The sequence below is a fragment of the Rhizobium leguminosarum bv. viciae genome (genome assembly GCF_012276115.1).
GTDB lineage: Bacteria > Pseudomonadota > Alphaproteobacteria > Rhizobiales > Rhizobiaceae > Rhizobium > Rhizobium leguminosarum_T.
Genome location: NZ_WIEU01000033.1, coordinates 25,775 through 45,659, shown reverse-complemented (window position 1 = coordinate 45,659; position 19,885 = coordinate 25,775). Strand labels below are relative to the sequence as shown.

Annotated in this window: 21 protein-coding genes and 1 pseudogene; 11 read left to right on the top strand and 11 right to left on the bottom strand. The window is 61.6% G+C overall.

Annotated features, from left to right (window positions below):
• The 4 genes from GFM02_RS32905 to GFM02_RS32890 form a co-directional block, all read right to left on the bottom strand.
• A partial coding sequence (locus GFM02_RS32905) for a DUF2207 domain-containing protein (RefSeq protein WP_168324020.1) occupies positions 1-1,911 on the bottom strand: 1,911 nt, incomplete at its 3' end.
• 38 nt (positions 1,912-1,949) lie between these two features.
• Entirely contained in the window at positions 1,950-3,212 is a 1,263-nt protein-coding gene (gene aroA, locus GFM02_RS32900) for a 3-phosphoshikimate 1-carboxyvinyltransferase (RefSeq protein ID WP_168324019.1), read from the bottom strand.
• A gap of 89 nt (positions 3,213-3,301) precedes the next feature.
• Positions 3,302-3,853 carry a LemA family protein gene (locus GFM02_RS32895; protein ID WP_168271484.1) on the bottom strand — a complete coding sequence of 184 codons (552 nt, stop codon included), beginning with the start codon at positions 3,851-3,853 and terminating at the stop codon, positions 3,302-3,304.
• A gap of 139 nt (positions 3,854-3,992) precedes the next feature.
• Positions 3,993-4,949 carry a glycine--tRNA ligase subunit alpha gene (locus GFM02_RS32890; protein ID WP_168271485.1) on the bottom strand — a complete coding sequence of 319 codons (957 nt, stop codon included), beginning with the start codon at positions 4,947-4,949 and terminating at the stop codon, positions 3,993-3,995.
• Positions 4,950-5,323: 374 nt separating this feature from the next.
• Here GFM02_RS32890 and GFM02_RS32885 point away from each other — a divergent pair, with 374 nt between their 5' ends.
• The 3 genes from GFM02_RS32885 to GFM02_RS32875 are packed head-to-tail and all read left to right on the top strand — an operon-like array spanning position 5,324 to position 6,869.
• Positions 5,324-5,932: a TetR/AcrR family transcriptional regulator gene (locus GFM02_RS32885; protein WP_168271486.1), complete on the top strand. Its 609-nt coding sequence runs from the start codon at positions 5,324-5,326 to the stop codon at positions 5,930-5,932.
• 12 nt (positions 5,933-5,944) lie between these two features.
• Positions 5,945-6,232: a YciI family protein gene (locus GFM02_RS32880; RefSeq protein WP_131666216.1), complete on the top strand. Its 288-nt coding sequence runs from the start codon at positions 5,945-5,947 to the stop codon at positions 6,230-6,232.
• Between the two features lie 4 nt (positions 6,233-6,236).
• Positions 6,237-6,869, top strand: coding sequence for a DNA-3-methyladenine glycosylase I (locus tag GFM02_RS32875; RefSeq protein WP_168271487.1), 633 nt, complete (start codon positions 6,237-6,239; stop codon positions 6,867-6,869).
• Positions 6,870-6,905: 36 nt separating this feature from the next.
• Here GFM02_RS32875 and GFM02_RS32870 read toward each other — a convergent pair whose 3' ends face one another.
• The gene (locus GFM02_RS32870) at positions 6,906-7,442 is read right to left on the bottom strand and encodes a peroxiredoxin-like family protein (RefSeq protein WP_026264966.1); all 537 of its coding nucleotides are present in this window, start codon (positions 7,440-7,442) and stop codon (positions 6,906-6,908) included.
• 47 nt (positions 7,443-7,489) lie between these two features.
• Here GFM02_RS32870 and GFM02_RS32865 point away from each other — a divergent pair, with 47 nt between their 5' ends.
• A complete protein-coding gene (locus GFM02_RS32865; protein ID WP_348644009.1) occupies positions 7,490-8,323 on the top strand; it encodes an AraC family transcriptional regulator in 834 nt (277 codons plus the stop codon).
• Between the two features lie 262 nt (positions 8,324-8,585).
• On the opposite strand, the gene GFM02_RS32860 is transcribed toward GFM02_RS32865, so the two are convergent.
• Both GFM02_RS32860 and GFM02_RS32855 read right to left on the bottom strand, forming a co-directional pair.
• Positions 8,586-8,777: a membrane protein gene (locus tag GFM02_RS32860; protein ID WP_020048688.1), complete on the bottom strand. Its 192-nt coding sequence runs from the start codon at positions 8,775-8,777 to the stop codon at positions 8,586-8,588.
• An 18-nt stretch (positions 8,778-8,795) separates the two neighbouring features.
• Positions 8,796-9,656: a S49 family peptidase gene (locus tag GFM02_RS32855; RefSeq protein WP_020048687.1), complete on the bottom strand. Its 861-nt coding sequence runs from the start codon at positions 9,654-9,656 to the stop codon at positions 8,796-8,798.
• Positions 9,657-9,840: 184 nt separating this feature from the next.
• On the opposite strand from GFM02_RS32855, the gene GFM02_RS32850 reads away from it, so the two are divergent.
• Positions 9,841-11,181, top strand: coding sequence for an Nramp family divalent metal transporter (locus GFM02_RS32850; protein WP_168271488.1), 1,341 nt, complete (start codon positions 9,841-9,843; stop codon positions 11,179-11,181).
• 29 nt (positions 11,182-11,210) lie between these two features.
• Here GFM02_RS32850 and GFM02_RS32845 read toward each other — a convergent pair whose 3' ends face one another.
• Positions 11,211-11,981, bottom strand: a complete 771-nt coding sequence (locus GFM02_RS32845) for a tRNA1(Val) (adenine(37)-N6)-methyltransferase (protein WP_168271489.1) — start codon at positions 11,979-11,981, stop codon at positions 11,211-11,213.
• 6 nt (positions 11,982-11,987) lie between these two features.
• Entirely contained in the window at positions 11,988-12,215 is a 228-nt protein-coding gene (locus tag GFM02_RS32840) for a DUF2007 domain-containing protein (RefSeq protein ID WP_003545870.1), read from the bottom strand.
• 107 nt (positions 12,216-12,322) lie between these two features.
• Between GFM02_RS32840 and GFM02_RS32835 the strand changes: the two genes are divergently transcribed.
• The 4 genes from GFM02_RS32835 to moaB all read left to right on the top strand — a co-directional run bounded on the left by GFM02_RS32835 (position 12,323) and on the right by moaB (position 16,820).
• Positions 12,323-13,339 carry a polyprenyl synthetase family protein gene (locus tag GFM02_RS32835; RefSeq protein ID WP_168271490.1) on the top strand — a complete coding sequence of 339 codons (1,017 nt, stop codon included), beginning with the start codon at positions 12,323-12,325 and terminating at the stop codon, positions 13,337-13,339.
• A 134-nt stretch (positions 13,340-13,473) separates the two neighbouring features.
• Positions 13,474-15,306 (top strand): tetratricopeptide repeat protein, encoded by a 1,833-nt coding sequence (locus tag GFM02_RS32830; RefSeq protein WP_168271491.1) that lies wholly within the window; start codon positions 13,474-13,476, stop codon positions 15,304-15,306.
• Positions 15,307-15,357: 51 nt separating this feature from the next.
• On the top strand, positions 15,358-16,269 hold the full coding sequence (locus GFM02_RS32825; RefSeq protein ID WP_168324018.1) for a 4-(cytidine 5'-diphospho)-2-C-methyl-D-erythritol kinase: 912 nt from the start codon (positions 15,358-15,360) through the stop codon (positions 16,267-16,269).
• Positions 16,269-16,820, top strand: coding sequence for a molybdenum cofactor biosynthesis protein B (gene moaB, locus GFM02_RS32820; RefSeq protein ID WP_168271493.1), 552 nt, complete (start codon positions 16,269-16,271; stop codon positions 16,818-16,820). Before GFM02_RS32825 ends, moaB begins: the two co-directional genes overlap by 1 nt.
• A 15-nt stretch (positions 16,821-16,835) precedes the next feature.
• On the opposite strand, the gene GFM02_RS32815 is transcribed toward moaB, so the two are convergent.
• Positions 16,836-17,171 (bottom strand): hypothetical protein, encoded by a 336-nt coding sequence (locus GFM02_RS32815; protein ID WP_163875197.1) that lies wholly within the window; start codon positions 17,169-17,171, stop codon positions 16,836-16,838.
• Between the two features lie 181 nt (positions 17,172-17,352).
• Positions 17,353-17,871 carry a glycosyltransferase family 2 protein gene (locus GFM02_RS32810; protein ID WP_018245012.1) on the bottom strand — a complete coding sequence of 173 codons (519 nt, stop codon included), beginning with the start codon at positions 17,869-17,871 and terminating at the stop codon, positions 17,353-17,355.
• 141 nt (positions 17,872-18,012) lie between these two features.
• Between GFM02_RS32810 and GFM02_RS32805 the strand changes: the two genes are divergently transcribed.
• On the top strand, positions 18,013-19,170 hold the full coding sequence (locus GFM02_RS32805; RefSeq protein WP_168271494.1) for a PA0069 family radical SAM protein: 1,158 nt from the start codon (positions 18,013-18,015) through the stop codon (positions 19,168-19,170).
• Positions 19,171-19,472: 302 nt separating this feature from the next.
• Positions 19,473-19,610, top strand: a pseudogene (locus GFM02_RS32800) (ribonuclease HII); the annotation flags it as partial.
• Positions 19,611-19,885: the final 275 nt, after the last annotated feature.

Sequence of the window (19,885 nt, the reverse complement as noted above, 5' to 3'; positions counted from 1 at the left end):
GCCTCCACCACCACCGCCGGACGAGCCGCCGCCGGAAAAACCGGAGGATGAACTCGACGGCGGCGGCGAGGGTATCGTCGAAGCAATGGTCGAGGCCATCGAGGAGGAAAAGCCGCCGATACGATCGGAAAAGCTGCCACTGTTGAAATTGCCGGCATACCAGGCGGGCGCATAGGCGGCAGCCGCGCCGGCCGCCGCCGCAAGCCAGGTCTCGAAGGTGCGCGACCAGGGTTTTTCGACGCCGAGCGCCACCGCATAGGGCAGCAGCGTCTCGAAATGCCGCGGCGACATTTCGGGCGCGCCAGCCGTGTTCATCCGGTCTTTCTCGGCAAGCGTCAGATACTGGCGCAGGCCGTCTATGCCGTCCATCATCTTGGCGCCGAGCGGGGTCGGCGCACCCATGATGAAGACATAGAGGACGTTGAGCAACACGATGCCGCCGATGGCAAAGAGCATCGGCGTTTCGTGCAGTTCCACCATCGACGAGGCAAACGTCAGGACCATGATCGCAAGCATGCTGACGCCGACGAAAACGCCGATCGCGGTGGCCACAAGGGCGACGATCTTGCCGAACAGCGATCTGCCGCGATGAAGCGACCGGACGAAGCCGGCGATGAAAACGGCAATGAAGACCGAGATGGCAATCGGGATCAGCAACAGCGCGATCGTGTCGGGCTCCAACGATCCGAAGACGAACAACGCCACCAGGGCCGCGGCGCTGAGCGCGATGCCGCCTGCGGTATAGGCCAGGTTGGAATTGTAATATTTGCCGCGATGCTCCTTCTCGATCGCCGAGCGGAAGGCCTGGCCGACGGATTTCACCCGCTCGCCATTGGCCTTGTCGATCGTCAGGGACGAGCCGGCACCGCCGGCAACCTTCAGCAGTTCGATTTCGCCGGCCTGGAATTTCTCCTTGCCGAGCGGTTTGCCGGTGCCTTGGATAACGATCGAATTCTTCAGGTCTTCGAGCTTGACGTAACCGCGGACGGCAAGGTTGAGGGCGGTGGCGGACAGCGCCGTCCAGCCCTGACCGGAGAAGCCCTTATTGTCGATATAGTTGACCAGCGCCGGCGAGATACCATCAGGCGCGTCCCAGCGCGGCACGACGACGCCACGGGCGGGATCACGGCCGACCTTCAGCCAGGAGCGGGTGTAGTAAGCGAAAACGAGGATCAGGCCGCCGAAGCCGATGAAATAATTGCGGTTGTCCTTCAGCCACCATGTGCTTTCCATATCCGCGCTGGGCGGATCGATCGACCCCTTCGGCATGCGGATTGCAAAGGTGAGCCCTTCGTTGGGGCCAAGGGGCATGGTGGTGGCAAAGACCAGGCCGGCGCCGGTTTCGCTGACGCGGGCATTCTTTCCCGTCGCGCCCTCAGGGCCGGTGAAGAAGGTCGTCTCCGTCGCGCCGACGCCGGGCGGCAGCTTCACCGTCGCGGTTGCCAAGCGGATCGGGAAGATCCAGCCATTGCCGGTGACGTTCCAATAGAGTTCGTCGTGATCGTCGAAATAGCGGATCTGGCGATTGGTCCTGTAAGTGAAGACATATCGATGACGGCCCGGCGTCACCGTCACATCGGCAGAACCGGCATAGATGCGGATGCCGCGTGATATCGATTCGGTGTGCCAGGGTTCTTCCTCGCCGTCGCGCTTGACCGAGACCATATCGAAATCGACGCTGCGGCGACGGCCGTCGGCGTCGGTGAAATAGAGCGGGAAGTCACGGAAGATGCCGTGGTTGATCTGGTCGCCCTCGGCATTGACGGTGATCGTCTCCGTCACCGACATCGCGCCGCTCTTGTCGAGCGCGATATCGGAGGCGAAACTGTCGATCACCTCGGCGGCAAACGCCACTGGGGCGGTCAGCATCAACAACAGTGCAAAGCAAAATCCGAAAAACCGACGCCCCATCCCTGTCTCCCCGCCGGCAGCCTCGGCTGCGTGTTTCGTCAATCTTTGTCCTGATAGGTCACGCCGAGTGCGGCCAGCGTCCGCCAGTAGGCGGGGAAGGTCTTGCCGACGCAATCGGGATCGAGAATGGTGATGCCGTCGATCTTCAGCCCGGCGAGTGCGAAACTCATGGCGATGCGGTGATCGGCGAAGCTGTCGATCTCAGCCGGCAGATGCCTGCCCGCAAGTGCGGGATCGGACTGCACGATCAAATCATCGCCCTCTTCGCGGGCAAGCCCTGAAACGATGCGGTTGAGGCCGGTCGAGAGCGCCCGGATGCGGTCGCATTCCTTGACGCGCAGGTTGGCGATGCCGACGAAGCGAACCGGCGTCTCGTTGAAGGCGGCAAGCACGGCAAGCGTCGGAACGGCATCCTGCATCTGCGAGCCGTCGATTTCAGCCGGCAGATGCGGGAATTTGGCGATCGCCTCGTAGGCCTTCGCATCCGGCTGGGTGAAGGCATCGTTCGGCACGCCGAGATCGATCTTGCCACCACTCAGCACTTCGGCCGCCCAGAGATAGGTCGCGGCGGATGCATCCGGCTCGACGATGAAATCGGCGGCCCGGTAGCCGGTCGGCTCGACGCGCCAGGTGACGGGACTGGTCTTTTCGACCTTGGCGCCGAAGGCCTTCATCGCCGACGTCGTGAGATCGATATAGCCAAGCGCGCCGATATCCTCACCGACGAGTTCGATATCGACAGGACGGTTGCCTCCGGCCGCCATCATCAGCAGCGCCGAAACATATTGGCTGGACAGGCCGCCATCGATCAGGATTCGGTCGGCCTCAAAGCGGCCGGTGCCCTTGACGGTGACCGGCGGGCAGCCGGTCTCGGCACTCACGTCGATGCCGAGCGTGCGCATCGCCTCGACCAGCGGGCCGATCGGGCGTTTGCGCATATGTTCGTCACCATCGACGATGACGGTGCCGTCGACCAAAGCCGCAGCCGCCGTCAGGAAGCGCGTCGCCGTGCCGGCATTGCCGAGGAAGAGCGGTGCCTTCGGCGGCAGCAGCCTGCCGCTGCCGGTGACGACGAAAGTCGTGTCGTCGGGCTCGTCGATCGCAACACCCATGGCGCGCAGCGCTTCGGCCATATAACGCGTATCGTCGCTCTTCAGCGCCCCGGTCAGCCGGCTCGTGCCCTTCGCAAGGCCGGCGAGCAAAAGCGCGCGATTGGTGATCGACTTGGAGCCCGGCGGCATGGCGCGGCCCGAAAGCGGCCTGCCCGGCGGGGTGATCGTCAGTTTGGCTGTGCGTGTCATGCTGTTCTTCCATCCGTGGGGCGAGCCTTATCGGCCGCAGTCTGCCCCTGCTCTTAATCGCTTTTTCGCAAAGGCAAAATGCCGGATCGTCAGAATTTCACGGTGGGGACGGCGCGGTCGGCCTCGTTGGTGATTTCGAAATATTCCCGCTTGGCAAAACCGAACTGACCGGCAACGAGATTGGACGGGAAGCTTTCGACCTTGACGTTCAGGTCGCGGGCAGCACCGTTGTAATAACGCCGGGCCATCTGCAGCTCGCCTTCCATGGTTTCCAGCGAGGCCTGCAGCTCGGCAAAGTTCTCGTTAGCCTTGAGATCGGGATAGGCTTCGGCAAGCGCGATGACGCGGCCAAGCGCCTGGCCGAGCAGCCCTTCCGCCTGCGCCCTGCCCGCAACATCGCCTGATGGCACGGCCTGCGCCTTGTTGCGGAGCTCAACCACCTCCTCGAGCGTCGACTTTTCATGGGCGGCATAGCCCTTGACCGTCTCGATCAGGTTCGGGATCAGATCGGCGCGGCGCTTGAGTTGGACGTCGATGCCCGACCAGGCTTCTTCCGCCATCTGCCGCGCGCGAACCAGGCCGTTGTAGATGAAGACGAGATAAAGCGCGACCAGAACGATGACGCCAAGCGCAATATACATCGCGAATCCCCCGCAGCGAAGTAAAGTTGAGGCGGAGACTAAGCGGTTTTGCCGGCTGCCGTCAAACGCCGATATCCGTGGAGATTCGGGGTGCCCGACCAGCCGTTTATATGGACGATACGGCTGGCGAGCTGTTGCGTTATGCCGCCTCTTTGCCCAGATTGACGCCGCCGGCGTCGGTCAGCAGGAAGGCTTCGCCGCAGGCCTTGGCGAGGGTGCGTACGCGCAGGATGTAGCTCTGGCGCTCGGTAACCGAGATGACGCCGCGGGCATCAAGCAGGTTGAAGACATGGCTGGCCTTGATGCACTGGTCATAGGCCGGGAAGACGCATTTGTGCAGGCGCTGGTTGGCGTTGTCGCTGGGGGCGCCGGCATCGAGCAGCGCCCGGCATTCCTTCTCGGCATCGACGAAATGGCGATGCAGCATCTCGGTATTGGCGAATTCGAAATTGTGGCGCGAATATTCCTGCTCGGCCTGCAGGAAGACGTCGCCATAGCTGATCTTCTCGTCGCCGTCGCGGCCGTTGAAGTTCAGATCGTAGACATTGTCGACGCCCTGGACATACATGGCGAGGCGTTCGAGACCGTAGGTCAGTTCGCCTGCTACCGGCGAGCATTCGATGCCGCAGACCTGCTGGAAATAGGTGAACTGCGAGACTTCCATTCCGTCGCACCAGCATTCCCAGCCGAGGCCCCAGGCGCCGAGTGTGGGGCTTTCCCAGTCGTCTTCGACGAAGCGGATGTCGTGCAGCAGCGGATCGAGACCGATCGCCGCCAGCGAGCCGAGATAGAGCTCCTGCAGATTTGCAGGGTTCGGCTTCAGGATGACCTGGTACTGGTAATAATGCTGCAGGCGGTTGGGGTTTTCGCCATAGCGGCCGTCGGACGGGCGCCGCGACGGCTGGACATAGGCCGCCTTCCACGGTTTCGGGCCGAGGGCGCGCAGCGTGGTGGCCGGGTGGAAGGTGCCGGCGCCGACTTCCATGTCATAGGGCTGCAGCACCGCGCAACCCTTGTCCGCCCAGTAATTATGCAGGGTCAGGATCAGCGCCTGGAAGGAGCGCTTCGGGTTCATATGGTCTGGGATAGCTGACATCGAACGGCACCGATTGCTTGGGATTTATCGGCGCGACAGGTGCCATGGAGGGCGGCGGGGGTCAAGACGTTTGCCGGCGAAAGCCGATATGGAAGAGGACTTAGCCGCCTCTCACCCTAACCCTTGTGGCGGCGTGCAGCGGGGAATACCCCGGAATTATGCAGCAAATGCCACCAACGACCGCTTTCGGCCTGGCCCCTAGCGATCGCTTCTCTCGATAGTCGAGCGTCTACATTGGGGGATAGCAGTCACATGCTGAATCCCGTCACCTTTACGTCCACCCTTGACGTCTTTAGGACAATCGCCCTAAAGAACTTTGTAGGGCAATCGCCCTACGCGATGAGCGATGGCGATGGCGATGGAGAACCGGGCACTTGGGGGCAGCGACCACACGACTGCAGATTGTTGAGGCTGCAGACAGGCTTTTTTATGAGCGGGGATTCGAGGCGACGTCCTTCGCCGACATTGCGGCAGTCGTCGGACTTTCGCGAGGCAACTTCTACTATCACTTCAAGACGAAAGACGAGATTCTCGATGCGGTGATCGCCCATCGTCTTTCAAAGACCAAGGCGATGCTAGATGCGTGGGAGGCTGGGGCTGAAGCCCCCGGCGAACGGATCAGAAGCTTCATCCACATGCTCATCATGAACCAGACAGAGATCATGGCCTTTGGCTGCCCAGTCGGCACGCTTTGCAACGAACTCGCCAAACTCGACCACACTGCCAAGGACGAGGCGACCAAGCTTTTCACTCTGTTTCGCGATTGGCTTTCGCGCCAGTTTGCCGCACTTGGCCGTGAGACCGATGCCGACGCGCTTGCCATGCACATCCTGATGCGAAGCCAGGGCGTCGCCGCACTCGCGACCGCCTTCCGCGACGAAGCCTTCGTCCGCCGTGAAGTCGACGATATGTGCCTATGGTTGGCAGTGCAGCGACCCAATCTATCCGATCATCCCGAATCCGTTTCCATCCAGAATTCCTGAAGGAGGCCCTGCATGTTCGTCGTTACACTTAAATTCTCCGCCAACAAGGCCCGAGCCTCCGCCCTTATGGAAGGGCATAATGCCTGGATCAAACAGGGCTTTGACGATGGCATCTTCCTCCTTACCGGAAGCCTTCAGCAAAGTGCGGGCGGAGCGGTTCTCGCCCACAACACATCCCGCGCCGATCTCGAAATGCGGCTCCAGCAAGATCCTTTCGTTGTGGGGGGTGTCGTAAGCGCAGACATTCTTGAAATTGCACCGGGCCGCACCGACGACCGCTTGGCCTTTCTTAGGGCGTGAGAAAGTGAGCGCGACGATCTTCGGCCCGGATGGGCAGCCGCGTTGCCGCTGGTGCGCAGCCGCTCCGGAATTCATGCCCTATCACGACACCGAGTGGGGCTTCCCGGTAGATGATGATCACCGTTTATTTGAGAAGCTCTGCCTCGAAGGCTTCCAGTCAGGTTTGAGCTGGCGCACTATCCTGTCCAAGCGCGAGAATTTTCGGGCTGCCTTTCTCGGTTTCGACTTTGACCGCATCGCGCAATTCACGGAGGCCGACATTATGCGCCTGCTCCGGGACGATGGCATCGTGCGCCATCGCGGTAAGATCGCGGCGGTCATAAACAACGCGCAGCGTGCCCAGGAACTGATGAAGCAGGAGGGATCGCTCGCCGCCTATGTCTGGCGCTTCGAACCGAAGGCGACAGAGCTTGCTGCTCCGCAGACTGCATCCACCTCAGCCGCGTCCATCGCCATGTCGAAAGACCTGAAGAAGCGCGGCTGGTCATTTGTCGGCCCCACCACAGTCTATGCTTTCATGCAGGCAATGGGACTGATCAATGATCACGCCGAAGGCTGCGTATTCCGAGACAGGGCCGAGGCGGCTAGAACAGGATGTCGTCCGAAAACCGCTCACACTTTTCGGCATCATGCTTAGAGCTGCATTCCAGCGTTCCAGGGCCGCCAACCGGACTTAAACCTCGCCGGTATATTCACCTCGTGCCGGGTAGTCGTTTTTGATGACGAAATCCAAAGCTTGCACCATCTCGACGAAATTTGGTCGTGCGAATGGCATGGATTGCACCGAGAGCCAATAGACCGTTTGATCCGGCTTGATCAGGAAGACCCCCGGCTCGGAAAACAGTTCGGGCTCCTCGATGCCGATTGAGGTCTTTCCGCGCGAGGATGAAATGTAGAGGCCCCATTGCCGTGCCACGCTTAAAGGCAGACCGAAGCCGATACGCAAGTGCTCAGCACCAATCTTATCGGCCATTTGCCGGGCGCGGTCTTCCCCGTCAGAGCTTATGGCGATTGTACTGACTCCGCGCTCGTCGAAGGATAGCGTCATCCGCTCCAGCTCCTTGAGATAGATTCCGCAGACCGGGCAGTGAAGACCACGGTAAAAGCACACGAGCGTCATAAGCGATGGCTTTTCGCGGGTGAGATCGAACTCTCCGTGCTGGAGGGTTTTGACGGTCAGATGAGGGGCCAGTGTTCTCGGGACTAACATCGATCAACTCCGCTTGTATGACGCTTCCGACGCCCAAGTTGACGTTGGTGTTTCAATATTCCATAGTCAGGGCCGTCAATGGTCCTGAAAGTATGATCAAGAATCCGAAAATCCTTCCGAAAGTGGATCGCCTCTCAGCCTTCTTCGACACGTTCGAGCTGAAAGCCTCGCTAGAACCGACGCGGGCCAACGACAGACAAGCGAGGCTATTTGTAATCGGCGAACCGGGGGGACGTGCGGAAAAGATCATCCTTTGCCTGCGCGGCGACACGATCCCTGAACCGCCAGCTTCGGTAACAGCAACGGTCGATTTCGAGGGGGTACACAACCCGCTCTTGAACGCGCTGCCGGATCAAGTTCTGGTCGAAATCAACGACATTCCAACCCTTCGGGACACGACTGCCGCTTTCCTGGCGGAGGCCTTGGAATCCCGTTGCGGGCGCAGCGCGGCCCTCAACCGCCTTTGCGAAGTGATGGTTTTGCTTATTCTGCGGACAGCGATCGACCGCGGTGCAACCGGACCTGGCTTACTGGCAGGCCTGTCCCACCCCTCATTACACCGGACATTGGTCGCTATGCATGATGCTCCGACTCGCGCTTGGAACATCGAAGACCTTGCTGCGGAGGCCGGGATGTCACGAAGCCATTTTATGGCTCTTTTTCGCGACGTGGTTGGCACAACGCCCCAGGCTTACCTGACGGGATGGCGCTTGGTCATTGGCCGACGGAAGCTGTCCAAAGGGGCGACGGTGAAGACGGTGGCACGGCAAGTCGGCTTCGGCAGTGCCGCAGCATTCTCCCGCGCCTACTTTCGGAAATTTGGGGACTGGCCATCTCTCGGGAGGCAGGTTTCGATGCGGGCCACAGAACATGGATCGTAGCCTCATCGAGCGACTGCTTCGGGTCATTCCAGCCGCTGATCGGAAATCTTCAACCGTCCGCTTCTGGGGCGCAAAGCTGCCAACACCGCATCGTTATCGGTTGGTGGCATCTGCCCCATAATTCCGGAATACCCCTCTGCCCTGCCGATCTCCCCCCGAGTGGGGGAGATGTCCGGCAGGACAGAGGAGGGTTCCAAGCCCGCCCTACGCTGCGCACTGCGGAGCGGCAGCCTGATGAGAGGCAGATGAGTTACGAGGCCTCTTATTCTCCCTCGCGCTTCAGCCGGTATTCCCCCGTCTCCGGGTCCTTGACCAGCGTGCCGATCGCGCCGGTCTGGCGCTCCTTTTCAGCGCGGCGCGACTTTTCGGCGAGCTTGCGGGCATCGGAGACAAAGCGTCGGTAGAGCCACCAGGCTGAGAAAACCAGGACCAGGATCGTAATAAGCTGTGCCATGCCCCTCTCTTGCTCCTCTCAAAGCCCGAACCGGCTCCACAATGCTCTCTCTTCCGCCGCTTCGACAAGCCCCGTGGCGAGACCGGATGCAGCACCTTCGAGCGAGACCGGCGATACACCGGGGATCCGGCGGCCGAACAGGCCACGGCCGGCGGTGACGAGCTCCAGCTTGGTCTTCTGACCGTAGCGCCGCTTCAGTTCCTGGCGCATGTCGCCGAGGCCGTCGATCAGGCCGAGTTCGAGGCCACGCGTGCCACTCCAGAACAGGCCGGAAAACACCGCCGCATCGTCCCTCAGCTTGCCGGCGCGCCGCTCGCGCACCATGGATATGAAGACCTGGTGGATTTCGAGCTGCAGGCTCTTCAGGTACTCGATGTCCTTTTCCTTTTCCGGCTGAAAAGGATCGAGGATCACCTTGTTTTCGCCCGCCGTATAGACCCGGCGTTCGACGCCGATCTTCTTCAACAGCTCGGGAAAGCCGAAACCGCCGGAGACGACGCCGATCGAGCCGACGATAGAGGTGGCGTCGGCGATGATCTCGTCGCCGGCGAGCGCGATCATGTAACCGCCCGAGGCGGCGACATCCTCGACGAAGACCAGAACCTTCTTCTGCTTCTCGCGGGCGAGCTCGCGAATGCGGGTGAAGATCAGGCGCGACTGCACGGGCGAGCCGCCCGGCGAATTGATGGAGATGGCGACTGCCGGTGCGTCCTTCATGGCGAAGGCTTTTTCCAGAACCGGAGAGACATTGGCAAGGTTGAGGATCGGCCGGAACTGGCCACCGCCACTGATGATCGCCCCCTGCAGGCGAACGACCGGAATGGTGATGCCGTCCTTGCGGAACCGTTTCGGCATCAGTTTTCTCAAGAATCCGGCCATTTCCCATCCTTCGCTTCGGGTCGCACGATCGTCACCCATGTATGCGCTGGAACGACAAACGCAATGGCTGCGTTCTTGAAAACATTGGGCCTGAAAACATCGGGTTTGAATTTGTTGTTGCGAATGACTTGCATTATCATTCTAACTCGTCATAGTGCGCGCACGATAAAACAGTGGAAATCGCATGGACGTCCTCAATCCGAAAGCAAAGAGCGGCTGGCGGCACGAACGCGGCGAGGCCTCGCTATCTGATGTCTACCGCACCGTCGGAACCGGGCGTCACAGCTCGATGTGGCGAAGGGCGGCGGCCTTCGCCGGGCCGGGCTACATGGTCGCCGTCGGCTACATGGACCCCGGCAACTGGGCGACATCGCTCGCCGGCGGCTCAAAATTCGGCTATGCGCTGCTCACCGTCGCGCTGCTTTCCAACCTGATGGCGATCGTGCTGCAATCGCTCTGCGCGCGCCTGGCGATCGCCTCCGGCCGCGACCTCGCGCAGGCCTGCCGCGACGCCTTTCCGAAATATGTCTCGCTGCCGCTCTGGGCCTTTGCGGAAATCGCCATCATCGCCACCGATATCGCCGAGGTGATCGGCACGGCGATCGGCCTCAACCTGCTGATGGGCATCCCGCTCGAACTCGGCGTGCTGATCACCGCGCTCGACGTCTTCGTGATCCTCTTCCTGCAGAAGCTCGGTTTCCGCTGGGTGGAAGCCTTCATCATCGCGCTGCTCGGCGTCATCGCGGTCTGCTTCGGCGTGCAGATCCTGCTGGCAGACCCGCAATGGGGCGCGGTCCTCACCGGCTTCTTCCCGACGACCGAGATCGTCACCAATCCGGAGATGCTCTATCTGGCGCTCGGCATTCTCGGCGCGACCGTCATGCCGCACAATCTCTACCTCCACTCCGGCATCGTGCAGACGCGGGCCTACGGCCATACGGTTCCCGAAAAGAGGGAGGCGCTGACCTTTGCGACGATCGACTCGACGGTCGCGCTCTGTTTCGCGCTGCTGATCAATGCCTCGATCCTGATCCTGGCGGCCGCCGCCTTCAATGCGCACGGCAGGACCGACGTCGTCGAACTCGGCGATGCCTATTCGCTGCTGTCGCCGCTGCTCGGCCTCGCCATCGCGCCGACGCTGTTCGGCATCGCGCTTCTCTGCTGCGGTCTCAACTCGACGGTAACGGCAACGCTTGCCGGCCAGATCGTCATGGAAGGCTTCCTCAAGATCCGGCTGAAGCCATGGGTGCGCCGGCTGATTACCCGGGCCATCGCCATCGTGCCGGCAGCGATCGTCACCATCTGGTATGGCGACCAGGGCACGGCGGAGCTTTTGATCCTCACCCAGGTGGTGCTCAGCCTGCAGCTGTCCTTCGCCGTCTTCCCGCTTGTCATGTTTACCGCCAACAAGGCCAAGATGGGAGAACTGGTGGCGCCGCGCTGGCTGAGCGGCATCGCCTATCTGATCGCGGTCATGATCGCCGGGCTGAACGTCAAGCTGCTCCTCGACTTCGTCACCGGCTGAAGCATTTTCAGGAAAAGTGTGAAGCCAGCCTAAAGCCTGGCATAGGCCGCCCGGCCATTGTTGAAATCATCGACGAGAGGGGAGAACTTGTGGCTCCCCTCTTCGTGCATGATGAGGGCCGCCCGCAGCGACAGCCGCGCCCGCGATCCCTTGATCGCTGTCACCAGGATCCGCACGGCATTTTCACCCGGACGCGGATGGATGGCGGTGATCTCGATGCCGCCGAAGCGCCGGCCGCAGGCGTCGATGATCTCGGCGATCGACTGGGGCCTGGCGATCAGCGACAATTGGCCGCCTGGGATCATGATGGCGCCGGCGGTGCGGATCCAGCTTTCGAACAGGCCGTCGGTCATCGCATGGGCTTCGGCCTTCAGCGCATCCGGCGTGCGCCGGTCGCCGGTGTGGTTGAAGGGCGGGTTCATGATGACGTGATGGAAGCTCTCATCGGTGAGCCCCGCATCGTTGCGCGCCTTGGCGGTCAGCGTCACATCGGCCTCGATGACGCTGACGCGGCCCGCGATATGGGCATTGTCGGGCAAGAGGATGCTGCGGCGGGCATAATCGGCCATCTCGGTCGAGCGTTCGAACAGCACCACTTCTGCATCGGCAAGGCGCGAGGCGACGGCAAGGCCGGCAGCGCCCGCGCCGGCGCCGAGATCGGCAACCCTGACCGGGCGATCGTCGGCGATCAGAGCCGCAAGCAGCATCGCATCCATGCCGGAGCGATGGCCCCTGCCCTTCGGCTGCACCACATGGAAGCCGCCGCGATGAAAGGCATCGACAGTGTCAGTGGCTGTCATCGGAGCTCACTTCCGCTCGCGCAGCTCGCCGCCGAGACCGGCATCGGTGAGGATGCGGCGCGCCTGGTCGGCCATCTCCTCATCCACCAGCAGGCGGCGCGACAGCATGCCGAGCGAGCCTTCCAGCACGCTCATGCCCTGATCGGCGATGAAGCAGTGAATCCCGGCATCCTTCATCAAACTCTCGGCATAGGAGAGAAGAACGGGGTCGTTGGCGCGGATAAGCTCATGCATTGCCGTCGTTTTCCTTCCAATTTCGCTCAGCGCGACAATTCACCCCTTGCCGCGTCCATCGCCCCTTTCTATTGTCAGGTGCAATGAATGAATAGGAGTCCGGGTCGTTGGGCGTGGTCATACCGCTTGAAGAAAGCAAAAACAAACTGGCATCCATAAAGCCGCTGGTCGATCTCACCAGGGCGGATATGGAGCGAGTAAACCAGCTCATTCTCTCCAAGGCCGGCTCCGACGTGCAGATGATCCCCGAAGTGGCGAACCATCTGATCTCGTCCGGCGGCAAGCGGCTGCGGCCGATGCTGACGCTGGCTTCCGCATCGCTGTTCGACTACAGGGGCGAAAACCACGTCAAGCTCGCCACATCGGTCGAGTTCATGCATACGGCAACGCTGCTGCATGACGACGTCGTCGACGAAAGCGATCTACGCCGCGGCAAATCGACGGCGCGAATGATCTGGGGCAACCAGGCAAGCGTGCTGGTCGGCGATTTCCTGCTCGGCCAGGCCTTCCGCATGATGGTCGATGTCGGCTCGCTCGATGCGCTGGACGTCTTGTCTGCCGCCGCCTGCGTGATCGCCGAAGGCGAAGTGCTGCAGCTTTCCGTCGCCAAGAACATGGAGACGACGGAGGACGATTATCTCTCGGTCATCCGCGCCAAGACGGCCGCTCTCTTTGCCGCCGCCGCGGAAGTCGGGCCGATCGTCGCCGAGGCCGGGCGGTCAGGCCGCAATGCGCTGAAATCCTACGGCATGAATCTCGGGCTCGCCTTCCAGCTGGTCGACGATGCGCTCGACTATGGCGGCAAGGCCGCCGATCTTGGCAAGAATGTCGGCGACGATTTCCGCGAGGGCAAGATCACCCTGCCGGTCATTCTCGCCTATCGCCGCGGCACCGAGGACGAGCGCGCCTTCTGGCGCGATGCGATCGAGGCCGGCAACAGCACCGACGCCAACCTCGAAAAAGCGCTGGGACTGATCACCAAATACGGCACGCTCGGCGACACCATCGGCCGCGCGATCCATTACGGCACGATCGCGCGCGATGCGCTTGCGCCCCTTCCCGATACGGTCTGGAAATCCGCTCTGATGGAAGTGATCGACTTCTGCATCGAGCGCGTCAATTGATCAAACGTCCTTGATCGCAGGCTGATTTTCTTGCAGCGCCGCTTCAAAAAAGCCATCCTGTTATGAATCAGTGATCGCAACTGGTTTTGCGGCCGGCACCATTTGTCGGGACGCTGTCGAAGAAAGGTTTCCTAATGCGGCAGAGAATTGCCATCCGTCTTCTTACGAGCGCAGCGCTGGCCGCTGTCCTTTCGCTCAGCGGTGTCGGCGGCGCGAACGCCGAGGATGCGGCCAAGACAGACGATGCCGGCACGGCCGTTCACTTCGATGCGGACAGCGTCACCACTTTCTCCGGCGCCTTTCTCGCCGCGCGCACCGCCGATGTCGATCATGACTATGAAACGGCGATCGAACTCTACAAGAAGGCGCTGCAGATCGAGCCCGGCAATCCCGAGATTCGCCAGCGGCTGATGATCTCGCTGCTGCTCAATGGCGATATCAAGGACGGCGTCAAATATGCCAATGACCTGAAGGGCGATCCTTCCGTCGAGCGTATCACCACGATCGTGCGCGGCATGGATGCCGTGCGCCGTGACGACTACAAGTCGGCCGAGGCCATCCTGAAATATAAGGGGCCAAACGATCTCGACCGGATGATGAACGACCTGCTGCTCGCCTGGGCCCGCGTCGGCGCCGGCCGCGGCAAGGAAGCGCTGACCATGGTCGAGAAGATGAAGGGGCCGGACTGGTTCCGCATCTTCCAGAATTACAATGCCGGAGCGATCGCCATCGCCATCGGCGACGTGAAATCCGCCCGAAAGCATCTGAACGATGCCGTGCTCGACAAGGAGGGGGGCGCAACGGCGCCCGACACCTTCGTGCGCGCCGTGATGGCGCTTGCCCGCCTCGAAGCAACACAAGGCAATAAGCAAAAGGCGCTCGACGCCGTTTCCGTCGGCGACAACCTATTGCCGAACTATGCGCCGCTGAACGCGCTGCGCGACAGTATCGGAAAGAACGAAAAGCAGGAGCAGCAGGTCAAGACGGCCGAAGAAGGTGCCGCCGGCGTGCTCTTCTCGGTCGGCGGCGCGCTGAACCGCGACGGCGCCGAGGACATCGTCTCGCTTTACCTGCAGACGGCCAATGCGCTCGATCCGAACAGCGCCGATACGCTGGTGCTGCTCGGCGGCATTGCCGAGAAGCAGAACCAGATGGACCGCGCCATCGCGCTCTACAAGAAGGTGCCGGAGAATTCGCCGATGCGGCGCATCTCCGAGCTGCAGCTCGGCCTTGCCCTTGCCCAGGGCGGCAAGGTGGACGAAGCGCGCAAGCACCTGCAGGCGCTGATCGCCTCCGACCCGAAGGACATCCGCAGTTACCTCGCCTATGGCAGCGTGCTCTCCGACGCCAAGGACTACCAGGCGATGGCCACGAATTACGACAAGGCCGTCGAAGTGATCGGCCCCATCCCCGGCCGGGTCAACTGGAGCGTCTTCTTCCAGCGAGGCATTGCCTATGAGCGGCTGAAGAAGTGGGACCAGGCGGAACCGAATTTCCGCAAGGCGCTGGAGCTCAATCCCGACCAGCCGCAGGTGCTGAACTATCTCGGCTATTCCTGGATCGACATGAACCGGAACCTCGACGAAGGTCTCGGCATGATCAAGAAGGCCGTCGACCTTCGGCCTGACGACGGCTACATCATCGATTCGCTCGGCTGGGCCTATTTCCGCCTCAACCGCTTCGACGATGCCGTCGACGAGCTGGAGCGGGCCGCACAGATCAAGGCCGGCGACGCAACGATCAACGACCATCTCGGCGATGCCTACTGGCGCGTCGGGCGTAAGCTCGAGGCCGTCTACCAGTGGAACCGGGCGCTCGCCTCCGAGCCCGAAGCTGCCGAGATCCCGAAGATCAAGGACAAGGTCGCCAACGGCCTGCCTCCCGTCAGTGACGATGCCAAGGCGGCCGACAAGAAGCAGCCGGATCCGGCGCCCGTCACCCCGCCGCCGGTCGACAAGAAATCCTGACGGACCATGCCTGACGAGGGCCTGGCCGGCGTGCGATCAAAGAAATAGAGCATGATGTCGTCCGAAAACCGCTCAGACTTTTCGGCATCATGCTCCAGCGTTTCCGAGGAAGCTCGCGCGAAAATCAACCTGGCCCTGCATGTGACGGGCCAGCGGCCGGATGGCTATCATCTGCTCGATATGCTGGTGACCTTCGCAGATCACGGCGACCGGCTGGACTTCATGCGGTCGCCGACCGACGCATTCACCCTGTCGGGCCGTTTCGGCGAGGTGCTTGCCGGCGACGGCGGCACAAACCTGGTGCTGAAGGCGCGCGATCTCCTGCGTGCGGAGATCGGCCCCCTCACCTTCCCCGTCCACATCCACTTGGAAAAGAACCTGCCGATCGCCTCCGGCATCGGCGGCGGCTCGGCCGATGCAGCCGCGACGCTGCGCGGGCTGATGCGGCTCTGGGGCACGACATTATCGGCGGAGACGCTTGCCACGCTGGCGCTGAAGCTCGGCGCCGACGTGCCGATGTGCCTGGAGAGCCGACCGCTGATTGCCCGCGGCATCGGCGAAAAGATCGAAGCTGTGCCTGATCTGCCGGCCTTTGCCATGGTGCTCGCCAATCCGCTGGAAGGCATCTCGACACCTGAGGTTTTCCGCCGGCTGGCGACAAAGAACAATCCGGCGCTCAGCCTGGCACCGAGCCCGCCTCAGACTGCCGACTGGCTCGCGGCGATTGCTGCTGCCCGCAACGACCTGGAGCCGCCGGCGCGCGAACTCGTGCCCGAGATTTCGGAGATCTCGTCGATGCTGGAAGCCCACGGCGCCCTGCTGATTCGCATGTCCGGTTCCGGCGCCACCTGTTTCGGCATCTTTGCGAGCATGACTGCTGCCGAAGATGCGGCGGCAGCTCTTCACGACGAGCGCCCTGGCTGGTATTTCCAGGCGACGGAAACGGTTTCGGGAGGCGCATGATGGCAGGTCTGGACGAAAAGCGGCCCTTCATCGCGGTCGGCGTTGCGGTTCTCACGATCTCGGATACGCGTACGCCGGAGACGGACAAGTCGGGCGACACGCTGGCGGCGCGGATCACCGAGGCAGGTCACAGGCTGGTCGACCGGGGGATCGTGCCCGATGATCGCCAAAAGATTGCCGCACGGGTGAAGGCCTGGACTAAGAACGAAGCCATAGACGTCGTCATCACCACTGGCGGCACCGGCTTTACCGGCCGCGATGTGACGCCCGAGGCGCTGGAACCTTTGTTCGAAAAGCGGATGGACGGCTTTTCCGCCATCTTCCACCGGATCTCCTACGAGAAGATCGGCACGGCGACGATCCAGTCGCGCGCCACGGCAGGCGTTGCCAACGCCACCTTCATCTTCGTGCTGCCGGGTTCGCCCGGCGCCTGTCGGGATGCCTGGGACGGCATTCTGAAAGGACAGCTCGACTATCGCAGCGTGCCGTGCAATTTCGTCGAGATCATGCCGCGTCTGGACGAGCACCTGAAACGCGGCGCGACCAAATAGACCCATGTGCCTGCGCTATGTCGCAAGGCCTGGCAGGACGGGCATCGTGTCCCAGCTGTCACCCGACAGCAGGACGCAGCTTATGCCGTGAACATCTGTGATGATAAGAGTCCAGGTGCCGCTTTCGGCGGCGTAGACCTCGAGAACGGCGTTCTGGTTGATCAGTCCGACTGCCGTGAGCTTTTCGGCGAAGTTCTTGTCCAGGAAATTGACGATTTCGGGTCGGCCTGCGCAACTGCGCATCATCTGCGATGCTGCCGAATGCGGATGCGCGATCACCAATGTCGGCAATATGACGGCCATGAGGCCGTAGATCATACCGCGTACGCCGTAGATCCTACCGCGTGCCATGACGCACCTCCTTTCGCCGGGTACGCGGCAGAAGAGGAGATTTTCGCTGACCTGTTCTGCCGTTCACCGGCATTCCATGGCCATTCCGTTGCGAAGCGAGGCGCTTCGACGGCGCCATGTTTGAATTATAGCGCGAAATCCTATTGGGCGCCATCTTTTGCTCATGGAGAGGGTTACGGCCCTATCGTGCAGCGCGGGCGACCCAGGACGGAATCAGTTCGCTCGCGAGCTTGCGCGGCTTCTGGCCCTTGACGAATTCGGTCAGCCGCATGCCGCTTTTGGCAATGGCGAGCGCCTGCTTCTTCGGCAGGAGGAAGCCGAGTTCCAGCGGCGGCACGGCACGGCCGACACGCTGGAAGAACGGGCGCCTGTAGCCGCGCGACGCGGTGAAGCGTGCCGGCAGCTTGTTCAGCGCGACATATTCGGCGATCTCATCGATCCAGCCGGCCTGGGGTCTTGCACCCGGCTCGACGAAGAGCAGCCATTCGCCGCGCGCCGAGCGGACGATGTCCTTGATATCCCATTGCGAATGGAAGCGGCAACCGGCAGCGTCGGCCACCCGCGAGGTGCCGTCGCGCGAGCCGTGATCGAGCACGACCACATCGCTCACCAGCCCCTCCACCGCGCCTGCCACCAATACCGATAAAGTCTGTGCCAGCTCAGATTCCTGATCCTGACATTCGAGAACAACCGTCAACATTGACTATTTATAATGCGCCGCACAAAATTTTGCCAGCATCGTTTTCCTCATTTTGTTCTTGCATTGTTCTCATTTTGTGGATAGGAATTTAATCAGCAAAAAACGGGCGGAGGCGATGGCTTTCCGCCGCGGGAGAATCCGATGAGAGAGCAGTCCCTGGCAGGGCAGGCCGCATTCGCGCCTGCCAATACGGCAGATATTGCCGATGCGATGATCGTGTCCTCCGGCCTGAGAGTCGAGGTCGACCGGCGGCGTGGACGCGGGGCGGGACTGAACCCGACAGGTCGGTTCGAGCCACTGCAGCGGGAGACCGTCGACGATGGCTGGCAGACCTGGGAAGAGCTGCCGCCATTCAAGACGGAAGTGCAGGTCGAAAAACCGCGCACGGCCATCACCCGCAACGAATCGCCGGATCTTTCCTTCGACCGCTCGATCAATCCCTATCGCGGCTGCGAGCACGGCTGCATTTACTGTTTCGCCCGGCCGACACACGCCTATATGGGGCTTTCTGCGGGGCTCGATTTCGAGACGAAGCTCTTTGCCAAGCCCGATGCGGCAAAACTGCTGGAGCGGGAACTCGCCAAGCCCGGTTACAAGGTACGGGTGATCGCGATCGGCACCAATACCGATCCCTATCAGCCGATCGAGAAGGAATGGCGCATCATGCGCGGCATTCTGGAGGTGTTGAACAAGGCGAACCATCCGGTATCGATCGTCACCAAGTCGGCGATGATCCTGCGTGATCTCGACATTCTGCAGGAGATGGCAGCTAAGAACCTGGTGCGCGTCGGCATCTCGGTGACCACGCTGGATCGCAAGCTTGCCCGGACGATGGAGCCGCGTGCCGCCACACCGCCGCGGCGGCTGGAGACGATCCGCACCCTTGCCGAAGCAGGCATCCAGACGGCAGTCATGGCCGCCCCGCTCATCCCGGCGCTGAACGACCACGAGCTGGAGCGCATCCTCGAATCGGCAAAGGCTGCGGGCGCTGCCGAGGCGAGTTATGTCATCCTCAGACTGCCGCTCGAGGTCAGCCCGCTGTTTCGAGACTGGCTGCTGCAGCATTATCCCGATCGCTACCGGCATGTGATGTCGCTGGTACGCTCGATGCGCGGCGGCAAGGATTACGATGCCGAATTCGGCAAGCGCATGAAAGGCGCCGGTCCCTATGCCTGGCAGATCGCCCGGCGCTTTGAAATGGCCGCCCGACGTTTCGAATTGACGCGACGCAGCGTGCCGCTGCGCGATGATCTGTTTGTGCCGCCAGACGGCAGCGGCGTGCAACTATCGCTGCTCTAACATTTTGTTTCCACGCAATTCGGGCAAAATCGCTTCGCGCTTTGCCTGGGGAATACCGCTTCACACTTTTCCTGGAATTTCCTCTAACCCTTACGCAATTCCGGACGGAAAACCGCTTCGCACTTTTCCTGGAATTGCTTCAAGCTTGCGCATCGGCGTCTCGACAAAACCGCCCTGTTTTCGAGCACCGAGCGCAATTCCCGCGGATGGCCCTGACCGCCACCATCCGCCGGAGCGTCCCCGGCCGCCGCCCTGATCCGGGGACTTGCGGGCAATCGGGTTGGCGTGCGAGGTTCAGCCGCATGAAACCTCGCACGCCACCCGATTCTCCCCTGCTTTTCGACACGGCTCCGCTCGTGCCGGATTTCCGACTGGAACTCAAAGCCCGCAAGGCCGGCCACTGGCCGGTCGCCGGCGCCGATGAGGCAGGCCGCGGGCCGAACTTACCAGCTGAGAATATACGATTACCTGAAACTGTATGATCGGCAGGCATCGCAAAGCGGTATATATACCGTTTTTTTGTACGATTAGGTCTTTGCGCCGATTTCTAATTATCGATTGAAAACTACCTTAAGCGGGAAGCTTGGGTCAGGACGGGTCAAGCGGAGCTTGGCGACTTGAAGGCACTCTCGGTAAAGCGCCTACTTCACGGCCCCCGATGATGGATGCCAAAAACTGGAACGAAAAACGTACTTGATCGGCTGCTCCGTAGCCG

What these genes read in the sequence shown, in the direction of transcription:
- aroA (WP_168324019.1), bottom strand. Translation starts at nt 3,212, where the DNA reads ATGACACGCACAGCCAAACTGACGATCACCCCGCCGGGCAGGCCGCTT.
- GFM02_RS32895 (WP_168271484.1), bottom strand. Translation starts at nt 3,853, where the DNA reads ATGTATATTGCGCTTGGCGTCATCGTTCTGGTCGCGCTTTATCTCGTC.
- GFM02_RS32890 (WP_168271485.1), bottom strand. Translation starts at nt 4,949, where the DNA reads ATGTCAGCTATCCCAGACCATATGAACCCGAAGCGCTCCTTCCAGGCG.
- GFM02_RS32880 (WP_131666216.1), top strand. Translation starts at nt 5,945, where the DNA reads ATGTTCGTCGTTACACTTAAATTCTCCGCCAACAAGGCCCGAGCCTCC.
- GFM02_RS32870 (WP_026264966.1), bottom strand. Translation starts at nt 7,442, where the DNA reads ATGTTAGTCCCGAGAACACTGGCCCCTCATCTGACCGTCAAAACCCTC.
- GFM02_RS32860 (WP_020048688.1), bottom strand. Translation starts at nt 8,777, where the DNA reads ATGGCACAGCTTATTACGATCCTGGTCCTGGTTTTCTCAGCCTGGTGG.
- GFM02_RS32855 (WP_020048687.1), bottom strand. Translation starts at nt 9,656, where the DNA reads ATGGCCGGATTCTTGAGAAAACTGATGCCGAAACGGTTCCGCAAGGAC.
- GFM02_RS32850 (WP_168271488.1), top strand. Translation starts at nt 9,841, where the DNA reads ATGGACGTCCTCAATCCGAAAGCAAAGAGCGGCTGGCGGCACGAACGC.
- GFM02_RS32845 (WP_168271489.1), bottom strand. Translation starts at nt 11,981, where the DNA reads ATGACAGCCACTGACACTGTCGATGCCTTTCATCGCGGCGGCTTCCAT.
- GFM02_RS32840 (WP_003545870.1), bottom strand. Translation starts at nt 12,215, where the DNA reads ATGCATGAGCTTATCCGCGCCAACGACCCCGTTCTTCTCTCCTATGCC.
- GFM02_RS32830 (WP_168271491.1), top strand. Translation starts at nt 13,474, where the DNA reads ATGCGGCAGAGAATTGCCATCCGTCTTCTTACGAGCGCAGCGCTGGCC.
- GFM02_RS32825 (WP_168324018.1), top strand. Translation starts at nt 15,358, where the DNA reads ATGATGTCGTCCGAAAACCGCTCAGACTTTTCGGCATCATGCTCCAGC.
- moaB (WP_168271493.1), top strand. Translation starts at nt 16,269, where the DNA reads ATGGCAGGTCTGGACGAAAAGCGGCCCTTCATCGCGGTCGGCGTTGCG.
- GFM02_RS32815 (WP_163875197.1), bottom strand. Translation starts at nt 17,171, where the DNA reads ATGGCACGCGGTAGGATCTACGGCGTACGCGGTATGATCTACGGCCTC.
- GFM02_RS32810 (WP_018245012.1), bottom strand. Translation starts at nt 17,871, where the DNA reads ATGTTGACGGTTGTTCTCGAATGTCAGGATCAGGAATCTGAGCTGGCA.
- GFM02_RS32805 (WP_168271494.1), top strand. Translation starts at nt 18,013, where the DNA reads ATGAGAGAGCAGTCCCTGGCAGGGCAGGCCGCATTCGCGCCTGCCAAT.